The following is a 15,606-nucleotide window of genomic DNA, read 5'->3' as shown; positions in this document are numbered from 1 at the left end:
ATTTAAAAATGGTGGTATGATATAGATGAGGTGATAAAATGCCAGACCATGAAGACCTATTAATTGGTGAATTTCCTTCTCTCCCAAAACAGGAGAGGGCACAGCAAAAAAGAAATGCACTTTTGGAAAGTGGACGGACTCTCTTTATTTCTAATGGGTACGAGCAAACAACTGCGAAAGAAATTGCAGCTCATGCCGGGGTGGCAACCGGAACCTTCTATCGGTATTTTTCAGATAAACGCCAACTTTTAATGTCGTTACTTGAAGATAAATTAGACAAGCTTCTTCCACCTGAACCGAGCTGGATTTCGAAGGATCCGGAATCATTATTAGCATCCCTATTAGATGCCCATAACAAACGCCTTAATGAGTTAGGCCTTTCGCGTGTCCTGCCTGAATTGATGTTGAAAGACCCAGGTCTGGCAGAATTTTTGGCTGATGCACGAAGGAAAATTTACGCGAGAATACTGTTGGGTTTAAAGCAAGCAGAGGAAACAGGATTAACATGGAATGATTTGGATTTAGATGCTGTCGCTTGGGCCATATTTGTTTTAGTCGAGAATTGTCACGGAAACGAGGTCCATCGTGGGAACAAAGCAGATTTTCAAGAAATTTCAAAAGTCATTTGCCGGATGGTTTTTCCACCTGAAGTTTTAGAAAAATTGCGAAGCACGCAGGAATGAAGAATCCAAAATTCATAATATGAAAGCGGTGTCGATATGATCAATGTAAAGGTAAAGGATTTTATGGTGAAGGATGTTATTTCGGCTCGCCCGAGTGCTTCCATTAAAGAGGTTATGTCAATATTTGTTGATAAAAAAATTGGCGGCATACCCATTATCGACGAGGCTGGCGTGTTACGTGGTATTGTCACAGATGGGGATATTTTGCGGGCAATCAGTCCTGTGGATCGCCGATTTCATGACTATTTCACCTTTATGACATACGTGGCAGAAGAAAACATCGAGAACCGACTTAGTGAATTAGCTGATAGTGAGATTATCAGGATTGCAAGAACCAAGGGGATCGTAACTGTACATCCTGAAGATGAAATGAAAAAGGTCGTCTCCATTTTGTCTAAGCATCACTTTAAAAAACTTCCTGTGGTTAATGCATCGCATCATGTGGTCGGTGTAATCAGTAGAGGAGATGTTATTCGGAGCATTCAAGATACGATTATCAATGAATGGCAGTGATAATCATTAAATGAAAAAGCCCTTCACTTGAGGGGCTTTTCTTTGAGTAAAATAGTATATTCCGATTGCTTTAATTTGCTAGGTAAAACAAACTATTGGACGGGCTTTTCAAGCAGCAGTTCTGATGCAGGGAGCGTAATAATTTTTCCGCCGATCTGAACATGAACGGTATCGTTGAAAATGGCTTTTACAATTCCTTTTAATGAAATTGTGGAATTAACAGAGATTTTTTTCACTTCAGCATTGTTTGCCAAATTAACCAACACCCTTCAAAATAGTTATGAAAATATTATATATGAAGATAAGGAAATAAAGCTAGAATAAATAATCAGAAAAGTTAAAAAATATTTAAATACGGTAATGATCTTTTATCATATGTTAAATATTGGGGAATAGTGTATTATTTATCTCCAGCTTCCGAAATTTCATCAGTGTTTAAAAACGTAACTTGAATCTGGATGATTTCAGAACGACTGCCAATTCTGAGAGGCGGACCCCAAAAGCCAAAACCTGATGAAACAATGGAATGAAGTTGACCTTTTTGAAGATAGCCCCAATCATTTTCAAACATTCTTTTGGTAATCAGATGATTTGGTGCCATTTGCCCTCTGTGTGTGTGGCCTGATAATAGCAAGTCGACATGGTTTTCCTGGGCTTGTGTTATTTCAGAAGGCTGATGATCCATCATAATCATTGGCAGGGATGGATCAACGTCTTTTAATAAGGTTTTGATCGGCAGTCGTTGGCGATCCGTTTTGTCTTTACGTCCGGCAAGATAAAAGCTGTCATTAATTTTAATTACTTGATCCATGAGGATGGTAATCCCAATCCGTTCCATTTCCTGCAAGAACTTTGGAATTCCGCCGCCATAATATTCATGATTTCCCAAGACTCCATAAACACCTAATGGTGCCGATAAATCCTTCATGACATCACCCATTCTCTTTTGTGTAAATGGCACGGGATCGTCGTCAATGATATCGCCTGGCAGTAAAATGATATCAGGCTTTAGTGCATTCATTTCACGGACCAGCCTCCGTACATGACGAATGCCTGAAAGCCTTCCAAAGTGCATATCAGAGGCCATGGCAATATGAAGTTGCTTTCGTTCGCCTATTTGTTTTGGAATCACAACTGAAAAAGTTTTAACAACAGGGCTATAGGCATTATACATACCATAGATAAATAGAGAGATAAAAAATAGAAACACTACGCCTCCGAGCCAATTTACGACAGAAGATGGCGAAAGTCCTGTAAGAATGAGAGTCAGGGCAAGAAGATTGGAAAGTGGCAGGATCAGAATGGCATATTGCAATATCCCAAACCAATAAGAGCCGACCATTTTAAATAGAGGTATCCTTTTTATGAAATGTCCAATAATGTAAGAATAAGAAATTAGTCCAACGATAAAACCATATATCCATTTTTCCTCGAGTCCGAAGGCAGAATGCAGCCACACCCAACTGTTCCAACCGATATACAAAGATAACGCTGTATAAACAATTATGATCGAAATAAAATTAAATACATAGCGTGGTTTCATAGATTTCTCCTTATAGAATTAATCATCAAAACATGACAGGTAGTTCAAGTATTGCATGGGCACGTTTTACTGTCAATTAATAGCATAAATGTGATGGTCATAAGGAAAAAATATTGAGATAGTAAAAAAATACTCCATAAAAGTAGACCTAAAACTCCTAATTCAAGGTATGATATAATATTTTCAAAAAGGAGGCGGAGCGATGTCAAATCATTTCGGGAAGGAAGAGGAACTTTTTGATGATTCTTGCTGTTCACTTGAAGGCAGTGATCGAAAGAGTCATCATTCCGATAAAGTGAAAAATAATCTTGTCACTAGGTTAAATCGGATTGAAGGACAAATCCGCGGCATTAAAGGCCTAATTGAAAAAGATACCTATTGTGATGATGTCATTAATCAGATATCAGCCACCCAATCCGCCTTAAATAGCGTTGCCAAAATTTTGCTTGAAGGTCATCTGAGGAGCTGTGTAGTTGAAAGAATACAGGAGGGTGATATGGAAGTCATAGATGAGGTTCTAGTCACCATCCAAAAATTAATGAAAAAATAATAGCTGCTATCAATGTGTTGTATGGCAATGAGAAAATAACATATTTTCGACGGAGAATGTACCTAGAGTACGTTCTTTTTTTGGTTTTATAGGAAATTTGGTCTATTAAAGGAGAAATAACAAAAGAAACGTCGAATAATATATTTTGAAATATTCTGATAAATAAATTAGTATTAATGGAAATTAATACTATTTTCCCAACCAGCCTTACCTTTTTATATGCTACTAAAGTTTGACATTGATAGGAGCGCATATTCTTATTTAGTTTCTTTTTTAGGAAAATGTTATCTACTTTCCTTATTAAAACATGAAAAATTGACTGTTTTTATTTTAATTAGGTTTATAGAACATAAATCATATAATCGAAATTATTTAGGAATTTTCCCAAGTATCCTGGAATAGTTATTTAGTACTAGTAGCAAGGATGAATGTTAAGGAGGAAAATATGAAGCGAAGAGAATTTGTTAAGTATGCTGGGGGCGGAATTGCTACATTATTCGTAGGAAGTATGATGCCTTCTTGGATTTCAGGCAATAAGCTTTTTGCAACACAACAAGTTCAAGAACTTAACTTTACTATTACGGATGGAATAAAGGACATGGCAACACATAATGTCATTAACCAAGCTCAGTGCTACTTCTGGTTTTACAAAGAGAAAAACTTCCCTGCTGAGGTGCCTGGCCCCAATATATTTACGACTGCGGGAAATAATGTGAAGGTCACAGTCACGAATGGTCTGGATGAACCCCACGCGTTTTACATACCGGGACTAGTCGACACTGGTCCGATCAGGCCTGGAGCTACCATTACAAAACAATTTGTTCCTATCGAGGCAGGAACATTTTTATATTATGATAACCTTAATTCCCCAGTGAACCGAATGATGGGTCTCCATGGTGCACTAGTTGTCATGCCCAAGGAGGCAGAAGCTGGGCATCGAGTTACCCCTTATTCAAATCCAACACCAGCAGTCCAACATATCTTTGATGACTTTGGATCTAGTGCTCACTTTCCAGGTTTAGCCTGGGAGGAAGGGGATCCGTCCACTAATACTCAGGCATTTCGTCAGTATATTTGGATCCTCCACGAGGCGAGTTCAAGACTGTTTGCAGAGGTAGGAAACTACCCGCCTGGGAAAGAATATCCGGCATCACAATTTATTAAGGCCTTTGAGACCGATAAATTCCGTTCAGATGGAAGGAACAAAAAACCTGATTTCTATACATTAAGCGGACAGTCTGGATGGTTTTCTGCTCACAACCCCTATATTACACCAAATCATCGAGTAGGAGAACCATGCATTATCCGAATTTTGAATGCCGGTTTGTCCTTGCATTCTTTGCATATTCACGCTAACCATGTCTATGTAACTGGGATTAACGGCGAGGTTCAAAAAAACCCGTATTGGATTGACACTTATACATCTCATCCACTCGAAATCGTTGAATGGGCGGTACCGTTTATTCGACCACCTGATGTTCCTAATAAGCGCGGCATCGGGCTCCCAGATGAGCCGTTAATGTCAATCGCGAATCCAGCCATTCCTAGGTCTCAACCACATCCAGTTTGGCCGCCAACTGAAGAGTTAGGCACTTATTTGCCTGAAAAGGGAACAAAAGCAGGGGATTTTGATATATCGGTAAGAATGTCTCCTCTCTGTTACCCAATGCATGACCACTCTGAGCCAAGCCAATCCGCACAGGGTGGTAACTACGGACTTGGAATGATGAGCGGGATCCATTTTATAGGTGATCGTAACACAACTGGTGGAGTAACAACCTTTCCAGAAGCTCCGACTTATCATGGTCCTGAAAGGACAGGTCCGGCAGCGGGTCCAGACAATGGGCATTCTGAGCATAATTCTAGAAAGTTCCCTACAAAGGTAAAATTGGAAAATAAAAAGGAGAAATGATATGTCATTTTCAAAACCTGGGTACCATATCCCGCGCAGGTCAGTAGCAGGTCATGAAGCAGACTGGGTGAAATCGTTTGATCCACCTAAAGCTAGTCCACCTACCCCGGATCTGCTTGTACCAACAAATCCGGTTCCAGCGTTTGTTGCTGCAAACGTGCCAGGAGCAACAATGCAAACGCCAAATACGCAAAGGGTCCACTTAATGCACGGAACAGAACTAAAGGCGTGGGATGGCAAGAAAATGGAGTTCTTTCTTCTTGGAAATCCAGATGTACCCATGGGCGCAAATGGTACGTTTCCAGGTCCAACAATTCGTGTTCCTCGTGGAGTCATCTTTCACGGTCAAGTGGAAGGACATGGGCAGCCTCCTCACACCATTCATTGGCACGGCATTGAACCAACTGCCATTAATGACGGGGTCGGCCATACCTCTATGGAAATCGGTAACTATACGTATCAATGGCAACCTAACCATATTGGCAGTTATTTTTACCATTGTCACAGGAATACGATCCAGCATTTTGAATTCGGCCTATATGGATTTCTAATTATCGAACCGCCAGACGCTTATGATCCAAAGGATGGTAAAAATGTAGGAGGTTACCCAAGACGTACAGCCGCCAACCTAGTGAACTATCCAGAGTTTCCTGGATTTGTTGGCGGTAATCTGGAGAGCGGCGACCCTCATGCGATGACCGTGCCTTATGATGTGGAGGCACTCTGGGTCATCGACGACATTGATTCTATTTGGCGGATACAAGCGGAAAATGCTCACCAGACTTTTCCCGAACGCGGAGATATTCCTGGAGTCAACGATGATTTTCATAGTAATGATAAAGGGAGTTTCGATTTCTTTGCTTTTCAGGATTACAATCCTGACTACTTCGTTGTAACTGGTGAATACTTTCCGGGACGAGTTGCTGGAACAGCTTCGATCCGTTCAGGTGTGACGATCCCGCCGGAATTAAATAGCGGAGTAGAAGGGATGCAGGTTTCCGTAAATGCCAAGGTAAATCAGACCATTCTTGTCCGGATGCTCTGTGCAGCGTATGTCAAGATCAAAGTGGTGTTCCCTGTAGATGTTGTTTGTAACGCCTATGATGGCCGTTCCCTTGGAGTACCTCCCTTTGGTAAGTATAACTATCCATATACCATAAAGGCAGGTACCCCAATCGAGATGAGTACAGCCCAGCGCTGTGATGTATTAATTAGGACAACGAAACCAATCAATTCCTATGCACAGGTTGAGTACAGACATCATCTCAGCGATGCTTTTCTATTTACTGGCAGAATCCCGTTTGTGGTGAAATAGTAAAGTGATAGTTATGCATTTTATGAGGCTTTAGGGGATGGAATGTGGGAGACGGGAGGAAAATTACATGTTTAGTAATATTGGTGTTCCTGGATTAATTTTGATTTTGACTCTAGCATTAATCGTGTTCGGTCCTAGTAAACTTCCAGAGTTAGGGCGTGCGGTAGGGACTACATTAAAGGAATTTAAGAAATCAACTCGAGAAACCCTATCTGATTTGGAGTTCGAACAGGAAAAAGGAAAGAAGGACTAATTATCCTCTTCAAAACTATTTAAATCTAATTTCTTTCTAAAAATAAGGGGTTTTTCATAGGAGTATAGTACTAAAGTCGTTGCCAAGTGAATAAATTCATTTGGCAACGTTTCTAATTCTATGTTTACCTGCTTTAAGATTGGACGGTGACAGGTCTTTGAAAAGACTCATTGTATTATTCATAGCGACTTTCTTATTAATGCCAACATTCGCGATGGCTCATACACAACTATCGACATCCAATCCACGCGACGGACAAGTTATTACTGATGATATCAAAGATCTCACGCTTACCTTTGAAGGAACGATTGAAAAATTAAGCACGATGGGCTTGCTGAGGGATGGGCAGGAGGTCCCGCTTATTCAGGTACAAATTCAAGGAGCAAAAATGGTTGGGTCCGTAAAGGAGCCACTAGGAAATGGCACGTACCAGCTTCAGTGGAAAATTGCGGGTCATGATGGCCATCCGGTCACGGGTGAAATACAATTTCAGGTTAAAACAGATCAGGTAAGTCAGGACCCAAATCCTCCAATATCCACTCAAGATCAAGGTATAAGTGGTGAAGAGACCCAAAATCAACCGATTACGAATCAATCTCAGGTAGCCTCAGGTGCTGAAGAACAAAGTTCATCCACCACTACGGACCAGCAAATTAACAAGGACCAGTCAGAAAAAATCACCAAGGCAGATTCTAAGACTCAGTCATCAAACAATCTAATTATTGGTATTTTTATTGGATTATTAGTACTTTTGGTCATTGGATTTTTTCTGCTATTAAGAAAGAAGTGATGTTTCAGATGAGCTACATAGTTCCTTTTACTGAATTGGGACAGTATATCCTTTTTTCCATTTTGGTTGGGCATGTGGTCCTCCAATTTATTCCTGATTCGAGAAAACCAAAGATTCATCAAAGTAAGCCATTATTACTGCTTTGTCCGCTTGGGATTATCCTCTTTACCTTTGCACCACTGTTAGAAGCAATTCTCTCTTTTAATGGAAGGGATGGTTTTGGTGCAGCCGCATTAACGGTATTGACCGAATTTGAGATTGGCAGGGCATGGATTTTTATTTGCAGTTTAGCAATCCTTCTCTGGATCACCATTTATGTGGATGGATCTAGATTTTTTCAAGCACAATGGTTACTTTTGATGATATTTGCTATCGGAAATGCCAGTCATGTCGCCTCCATAGACTTCTGGCCAGGAGTCCTATCGCATTCTATTCATTTTCTTGTAGTAACAGTTTGGGTGGGAGTGATCCTACATGTAGGGTGGTTTTCGTCTGACAAAGAAAATTGGTCCAGCTTTTTACGGTGGTTTACACCGCTTGCCATTGGCTGCTTTTTCATTATTACTTTGACTGGATTTATGATGATGTTTGTTGTAGTTGACCGGCAGCAATATTTAAACAGTTGGCTTGTTCCCTATGGAAGGATGTTACTCATTAAACATATAAGCATTATCCCTGTATTGGCGTTTGCTTTTCTTAATGGGGTTCTTTCAAGAAAAGCTGCCAAACAATCAAGCTTTGATCCACGCTCATGGATAAAAGCGGAGAGTCTCATATTATTGATCGTCTTCTTTTGTACTGGAATTTTAGGGACATTACCGCCCCCTCATGTAGTGGATGTCACACAGACATTCGCATCGACGGACCCATCATGGCTTAATTGGCTATTGGCAAAAAATACATTTATTCTAGGGGAAGTTGAACTTGCACCATCTATTTCATCCGCACTGTTAATTATTATTTCCTTCTTATTTTTAGTCCTAATTCTTATTAGTTATAAATTGACGAATCATGCCTTTGCCATTATTTTTGGCACTTGCTTTATCGTCACCATTTATTTAGGATTGATGTTTTCTGTAAAATTGAACTCCGATAAAGATACCTTTACGTATAAAGAGGTTTTGCAAGTCCGGCCAAATAGTAGTCAAGAAACATTTAAAAGTATAGTAGGCGAAGGGAGCTAAATTTGAAAAGTAGATCTCGTTTATTGCTTGGTAGTAGTTTCCTATTTTTAATGTCGATTACATCACTATCGATTTTTATCATCGTCCAATCATCGCAGCCACCACAGTTGTTAGAAAATGAAAAACGGTCAATTCCAGCTGTAAATAAGATTGCTGCGAAGACGATCGAATCAGATGCACAAATTCAAATTCCCATTCCCATTCCCATTCATACGTCTAGTATCAACAAAGCAACCATCGACCACCACGCTTCAAATAAAGAGTCCGCTAGTAAATTAAAAAAGCAAATAACCAAAACAAATATAAATAAAAGTAATATGAATCTAGCGAATGCAACCACTCATTTAAACAATCAATGCTCAAAAAATGCTCCCGTTCGTAAATTTGACGTCTCCGCAATTAATGTAGACATGGTTTACAACAAATTTGGTGACCACCAGCCGGCTGCCAAGATGTATGCCTTAGAAGAGGATGTTACTAAAATCCAACAAGCAATTGAGGCCAATCCTGGTAAACCAGTAAAAGAATTGCAGCCTCTTACCATTCGGGCGAATAAAGGGGACTGTATTGAGGTTCGTTTCAGTAATAAATTAACAGAAAAGGCCTCGATTCATATTGATGGTGTTGGCTATGATGTTCAATCATCGGACGGAACAGCAGCTGGCTACAATGACAATACTACTGTTGCTCCAAAGGCTGAAATCATGTACCGTTGGAATACGGAAGAGGAAGGGACTTTCTTCTTTTACAATGGTGCGGACTTGACATACAATACAGACCCAACAGGCGGGAAAGGAACAATGGGAGACGGGTTGTTCGGTGCATTGATAGTGGAACCGATCGGGGCTAAGTGGACAGATCCTCAAACAGGAGAGGAACTATCGAGTGGCTTGTATGCCAATATAGAGTTACCTAATCAACCAGATTATCGTGAGTTTGCCCTTTTCTTTCATGATGGGGTAGAAACAGTTGCCGGAATTCAGTCCCCTAAAGTGCCACCAGGCAATGGAGAAGGTGAGGAAGGGGGAAATCCTGAAGAGGAAGAACCCGGTGGGGAGCAAAATGCGGCAGTGGAGAAAGAGCTATATGCTGTTAATTATCGGGCCGAACCTCTCGATGAACGAATGGAAAATGCTCTTACAGAAGATGGGAAAGACCCAACCATGTTTTATTCCTCCTGGGTTTATGGCGATCCAGCCACGCCGATTACACCGGCTTATGTTGGAGATCCAGTTAAATTTCGTGTGATAGGGGCGAATCAGGAGGAAAATCATGTATTTCATCTTCATGGACATCGCTGGAAAAGCGATTCCAAAAAGACAAATACCGTTGATTCAGAAACTCTTAATATCGGAAGTACACAAACTGCTGAACTGACAAATGACGCTGGCTATATCCAAAATGGTAAAGGAGCACCAGGAGATTATTTATGGCATTGCCATTTGTTCCCTCATTATTTACAAGGGATGTGGGGACTTCTACGGGTGTATGATAAGCTGCAACCCAGTTTATTGCCCTTAAAGGACAGAGAAGCACCTTCCGAACCGACAGCTAAAAACCCGGGCTTCCCGAATTACATTCCTGGGGAGCAAGGGAAACGTGCTCCAAAGCCTCCAGATCCTGAACTACGACCGGCAACAGAAAAAGAAAAAGACGCGTTGGGGGCACTTGTCCCGGGAGCACCTAATTTTGATCGCTGCCCTAAAACAGCACCCATTCGTAAATATAACGTCGTTGGGATCCAAACAGATATTGTTTACAATACTGAGGGTGACCATGACAAAGAAGGACGGATGTTTGTCCTCGCAGAAGATGAAGCAAAGATTTTAAATGGAACGTTAAGACCGCGTCCATTGGTGATTCGTGCCAATGAAGGGGATTGTGTAGAAGTCACCTTGGAAAACCATTTATTTCAAGCTGCTGAACCGAATGCGCTGTCGATGCACATACATTACGTTGGCTTTGATCCATTGGGGTCAGATGGAACAGCAGTTGGTTGGAACTACAATCAAGGGACAGAACCAGGGGGAAAAATTCGCTACCGCTGGTATGCCGATGAAGAAGGAAATATCTTCTTCCACGACCATATGTCAGCGGGCGAAAAGGGATTTCATGGGACCTTTGGTGCGTTAATTGTGGAACCGAAAGGCTCAAAATGGCTCCATCCAAAGACGGGATTGGAAATTAAATCAGGCACGGAAGCCATGATTGTTATCCCTGGAAAAGCGGACTTTCGTGAGCAAGTACTCGTCTACCATGATTTTGCACGAATGTGGGATAAAAACGGGAAAATTCTGCCACTTGAATCAGATCCAGCCAATACCCATAAGGCACATGGATATGCAGCCGTTAATTACTCGAACGCCCCATTTTTTAGAAGGAACAATGCCGACCCTGCCTACGTATTTAGTTCATGGGTCCACGGTGATCCACAAACACCAATCATTGAGAGTTATCCAAACGATCCTATTAAGATCCGTTTAATTCAAGGGGCCCATGAAACACAGCATAACTTTAATTTACACGGTTTAAACTGGAAAAAAGAATCAGGCCAGCAAGATTCTGAGTTGACCTCGACACAAACAATTGGAATGTCAGAACAGTTTACGATGGATATTCAGCCAAATCCAGTTGGTATAAGGCAGCGAGATTATCTTTGGTCATCACAGCCGATTGAAGATTTATGGAGCGGATTGTGGGGATTTGTCAGGGTTTGGGGGGAACAGAATACGAACCTTAAAAAGCTGTCGGACCGAGTCGAGGTAAAGCAAAAGATTGATACCAATCGATTGATGAAAATGAAAAAAGAAGGAACAAAGCCGCCAAAAGCGATTTCAATGGGCAATATATGTCCAGACACAGCAAAAATCAAAACATTTGATGTGACGGCATTTATGAAGGATATGGTCTACAATAAAGCAGGAGATCATGATCCATATGGACTGATGTTTGCCTTAACCAAGGATGTTTCAGCTATCAAAAAAGGGTCAAAACCAACGGAGCCTCTGGTGATCCGGGCTAATGAAGGCGAATGTATCCAAATTAGGTTAAGAAATAACTTGCCCTTTAACCCGCCAGAAAATAAGAACGATCCGGACCTGCTCATGGCAAATGAAGTAGATTGGAAAAACTCAAACCGTGTCAGCCTGCATCCGCAAATGGTCCAATATGATGTTCAAGGGTCGGACGGCGCGGCAATTGGCTTTAATTATGACCAAACCATTGGTCCAGGTGAAACAATCACCTATGAATGGTATGCAGATAAAGAACATGGCGGAACGATTCTATACGATTATGGAGATATCCGCAGTCATCGCTTACATGGGGGATACGGAGCACTGATTATCGAGCCAAAAGACTCTGTCTACCGAAACCCTAAAACTGGTGAATCGATCATGTCAGGAGCGCTAGCAGATATCATTGTCCCGAATAAACCAGATTTTCGAGAGCAGGCGTTGATGTTCTCAGATGGTCTCTATACGATTGGAAAAGATGGCAGTCAACCCACTCCAGGTGAGTTTGATCCTCATACGGGAGAATTGATCGACCTAGAAGACCGTGGTGAAAAAGGAATTAATTATAGCTCAGAACCTTTTAAACACCGCCTGGCTGAAAATCCTGATAAATCATTACTTTTTAGTTCAGTGGTGCATGGCGATCCTTCTACACCAATACCAGAAGCATATATGGGCGATCCTATTAGACTACGAGTTATGCAAACAGCTGACCGTTCGAGGGGAAGTGTATTTACCCTCCACAGTAATAAATGGCGTTATCAATGGACCGATACGAATTCCAAAGTGGTAGGTAGCCAAGGTTCGCTTACACCAGGAGATTCACTTGATATTATTCCGATTCAAAAGGAAGGATTTTTCAATCCTGCAGGAGATTATCTTTACCGAGAAATGAAACTTAGGAGGTACCTAGAAGGAGGATTATGGGGTATCCTCCGAGTCCATGACGAACCTATCAATCAACTACTTTCATTACCAGACCGGATCCCAAAAGCTCCTATAAATATAAGGAAGGGAACGAAAGCAAATTCAATTATTTGGGATGTATATGACAATAAAGACCTTGTCGGTTTCAACATCTACCGAAAAGCAATCCCTGAAAAGGCCTTTACGAAAGTAAATAAGGAGATTAATAGGAGTGGCTCCTTTACAGAAGAAGAAGCACTTCCGTTTTCAACCTACGTTTATTCAATAAGGGCCGTCGATAAATTCGGAAATGAATCCCTTAATAGTAAGGAAATAATTGTTAATGTAAACAATGTGAAAATCAAAACGGGTCAAAAGGATGAATTGGTTCAAGCCAAAGATATGGATAACAAGGCATTAAAAGGTTACGAAGAGAATGTTGAGATAAAAACGGAAGAAGTTCAAAGCATTAAACGCAGCTTTCAATTCTCCAAAATCAAATTAGATAAACTTGGAATAGAACTCTCAGGTTTTAATAGACCAATTGAAAGATGGGATAAAGTCAATTAAACAATCCCAATAGAATTCATTCTTTTAACTAATTTATTGGAAAAGGCGGGCTGCAAAAAATGGAATCTCGAAAATTTACCCATCCAAAAACGAATCTGGCAAGGAGGAGAAAATCTGCAATTAAGCGGTTTTTCCTTGTGGCGTTAACGGTATTGATTATGCTGAGTAGTGGGATTGTGTTTACAAATGCAGAATATGGGATACCTCTGGAAGATATCCCTAAACTTAAGCAAGTTGGACCAATAGGTGAATATGGATATCCTGCGTGGTTTAGAGATTCACAAGGTAATCGAAATGAACTATGCTTAGATTTCGAAAACCCATTGTGTGCTCTTCCAATCGAGGAAATACCTAATCCAGCAGAACCTTTTTCGATTGAGAAAGGGAATTTTCCCGAAGAGGCTTTTTATCAGCTGGCAGGCGCAGAGTTAGACCTTCCAAACGGTGGAAGAGCCGTTGCAACATTTGCACTTGAAGCAGCTTGGGCCAATGAAATCGTTCAACAAGGAGATCAAATCGTATTTGGAAGGGTCAGGTTCCGAATTGATGGCTTGGTTACTGGAGGTAAATACACGATTACACATCCATATGGAATTGATACTTTCACAGCTGTAGCTGCAGATGAAAGGGATCCTTCAGAAGGTGGAGAAATCAGATTTGTAGAAGACATAGGGGTTCAAGATCCTTTTGAAGGGCCAATGAAGAGTCGTATCGGAACATTTTTAAGATGGGATCCGGCTGTAGCACCTGCAGCACCGGATGGTTATGTGGGCGACCCGGACGTAAACCATAAGGTAATTGGTGGTGTTAATGGCCAAAACTACTTTAAAATTCAAGGTCCAGGCCTTGGTAACAATTGTGGAAATAATTGTACCATTCAAACTGATGAATTTAGTTTAAGTGGGAAAATAGCAACAAATTCTGGGGTAGATGTTGTACGCGCAACTTATAGCCGAAGTGTAGATGCAGATGGAAACCCTAAAGTTGGTGGTACAGTTGATGTTTTTGCTTTTACTGAAGAGGATAAGGAATATACACTCCAAGTTACAGGTGCGGGAGATAAACCAGTCCCAATGAAGGGAACACAAGGTAAATACTTTGCCCGAGTAACTTTTACGGGGGACACACCGCCTGATTTAACTGTAACCAACACAACGGATAATCCCGACAGTGTAAAAATTGTTAAGCCTGTTGATACGATCGTAGAACCAAGAGCCTTATATCGTTCTGATCTAAAACCACAAGAAATTATTATAACTGCCTCCTCAAGTGATACTTTAAATAAGCCAGAACTCACGGTTCCAGAGTTTGGTGATTTAACACTTGCTGATGGAAAGTTGGTCATCGAAAGTCCAACTTTTATTCCACCATACATTACGATAAAATCAAAAAAAGGTGGGACTGTAACTATTCCTGTGGAAGTAGTTGGTGCGCCTGTAAATCCTCCAATTGCGGATGCTGGTGCGGACCAAACCGTTAAAGCTGGGGACATGGTTACTCTTGACGGAAGTAAATCTGTTGGGGACTTTGATACAGAAAAAATAATGTGGGAGTTTATTTCTTCATCAACAGGATATAAAGAGGTGGTATTAGATAAAGCGAACACGTTAGCACCTTCGTTTAAGGCTGAACAAGGAATGGGAACGCTAGAGTTTAAACTAACGCTTACAGGACCAAATGGTGATGTCGATTCAAGCACGGTTAAAGTGACTGTTGAGGATGCAGTACTTGCTCCTGAGGCAATTATTGTAGCACCTAATCTACCTGTTACGCAGGGCTCGGAAGTCACTCTGGATGCGAGTGGATCGAAAAATGCAATAGAGTATAGTTGGAAGCAGACTGATGGTCCAAAAGTAACGCTTAATTTGGCAGACACAAAAAAGCCAAAGTTTAATTATCCAAAAGAATTCAAACCAATCACACTTCAATTGACGGTAAAAGGTGTGGATGGCTCAACACATACAAAAGAAGTGACACTCACGACCAAGTCGGAAAGGATTGCGATTACCGGTGCAGAATATCGAGGAGGAGAATGGAGAATTGATGGTACTTCTGATGTAAAAGGACCAGGAGTAACGGTGACTATTTATCTCGGAGATCCTTCCTCTAACCAGATTATCGCGAAAGTTGCAGTTGATACACTTGGTGCGTGGAGGTACCGCGGAACTGGCATATCTTTAACAATTCCGAGAGTAGGTGAAGTCACAGCAACATCACCTACTAGTAACCAAGTATCAAGGCTTGCATATAGATTTAGATAAAGCTTGATTTTAAAGCTGGAAAGATACTTTGGTGCGGTATCATTCCAGCTTTTTTTGTGAAGAAATAAAAATCTTCGATAGAACGTCCATTCCAACTAAGAATATACTATCT

12 protein-coding genes are annotated in these 15,606 nt (G+C 41.0%); 10 read left to right on the top strand and 2 right to left on the bottom strand.

All coding sequences use genetic code 11. The features are described 5' to 3' along the window. The first annotated feature begins 38 nt into the window (after positions 1-38). Both KW850_RS04870 and KW850_RS04865 read left to right on the top strand, forming a co-directional pair. Positions 39-683: a TetR/AcrR family transcriptional regulator gene (locus KW850_RS04870; protein WP_218346441.1), complete on the top strand. Its 645-nt coding sequence runs from the start codon at positions 39-41 to the stop codon at positions 681-683. A 36-nt stretch (positions 684-719) separates the two neighbouring features. Continuing rightward, positions 720-1,196, top strand: coding sequence for a CBS domain-containing protein (locus KW850_RS04865; RefSeq protein ID WP_218346440.1), 477 nt, complete (start codon positions 720-722; stop codon positions 1,194-1,196). A gap of 92 nt (positions 1,197-1,288) precedes the next feature. Here the strand turns inward: KW850_RS04865 and KW850_RS04860 are convergent, their stop codons facing one another. Together KW850_RS04860 and KW850_RS04855 are read right to left on the bottom strand one after the other, a co-directional pair. Beyond that, the gene (locus KW850_RS04860; RefSeq protein WP_218346439.1) at positions 1,289-1,450 is read right to left on the bottom strand and encodes a hypothetical protein; all 162 of its coding nucleotides are present in this window, start codon (positions 1,448-1,450) and stop codon (positions 1,289-1,291) included. 146 nt (positions 1,451-1,596) lie between these two features. Continuing rightward, positions 1,597-2,739, bottom strand: coding sequence for a metallophosphoesterase (locus tag KW850_RS04855; protein WP_218346438.1), 1,143 nt, complete (start codon positions 2,737-2,739; stop codon positions 1,597-1,599). Between the two features lie 202 nt (positions 2,740-2,941). On the opposite strand from KW850_RS04855, the gene KW850_RS04850 reads away from it, so the two are divergent. The 8 genes from KW850_RS04850 (at position 2,942) to KW850_RS04815 (ending at position 15,494) form a co-directional block, all read left to right on the top strand. After that, the gene (locus KW850_RS04850) at positions 2,942-3,289 is read left to right on the top strand and encodes a metal-sensitive transcriptional regulator (RefSeq protein WP_256358082.1); all 348 of its coding nucleotides are present in this window, start codon (positions 2,942-2,944) and stop codon (positions 3,287-3,289) included. 445 nt (positions 3,290-3,734) lie between these two features. After that, positions 3,735-5,201 carry a multicopper oxidase domain-containing protein gene (locus KW850_RS04845; protein ID WP_218346437.1) on the top strand — a complete coding sequence of 489 codons (1,467 nt, stop codon included), beginning with the start codon at positions 3,735-3,737 and terminating at the stop codon, positions 5,199-5,201. A 1-nt stretch (position 5,202) separates the two neighbouring features. Then, positions 5,203-6,516 carry a multicopper oxidase domain-containing protein gene (locus tag KW850_RS04840; RefSeq protein WP_218346436.1) on the top strand — a complete coding sequence of 438 codons (1,314 nt, stop codon included), beginning with the start codon at positions 5,203-5,205 and terminating at the stop codon, positions 6,514-6,516. A 67-nt stretch (positions 6,517-6,583) separates the two neighbouring features. Next, positions 6,584-6,769 carry a twin-arginine translocase TatA/TatE family subunit gene (gene tatA, locus KW850_RS04835; protein ID WP_218346435.1) on the top strand — a complete coding sequence of 62 codons (186 nt, stop codon included), beginning with the start codon at positions 6,584-6,586 and terminating at the stop codon, positions 6,767-6,769. 157 nt (positions 6,770-6,926) lie between these two features. Beyond that, on the top strand, positions 6,927-7,559 hold the full coding sequence (locus KW850_RS04830) for a copper resistance protein CopC (RefSeq protein ID WP_218346434.1): 633 nt from the start codon (positions 6,927-6,929) through the stop codon (positions 7,557-7,559). Between the two features lie 8 nt (positions 7,560-7,567). Further along, entirely contained in the window at positions 7,568-8,743 is a 1,176-nt protein-coding gene (locus tag KW850_RS04825) for a copper resistance D family protein (protein ID WP_218346433.1), read from the top strand. A gap of 2 nt (positions 8,744-8,745) precedes the next feature. After that, a complete protein-coding gene (locus KW850_RS04820) occupies positions 8,746-13,233 on the top strand; it encodes a multicopper oxidase domain-containing protein (RefSeq protein WP_218346432.1) in 4,488 nt (1,495 codons plus the stop codon). Between the two features lie 59 nt (positions 13,234-13,292). Beyond that, on the top strand, positions 13,293-15,494 hold the full coding sequence (locus tag KW850_RS04815) for a PKD domain-containing protein (protein WP_218346431.1): 2,202 nt from the start codon (positions 13,293-13,295) through the stop codon (positions 15,492-15,494). The last annotated feature ends 112 nt before the right edge of the window (positions 15,495-15,606 follow it).

The organism is Bacillus sp. sid0103 (assembly GCF_019219025.1).
Note: the sequence above shows the minus strand (reverse complement) of the source record. Positions and strands in the feature narration are given on the sequence as shown.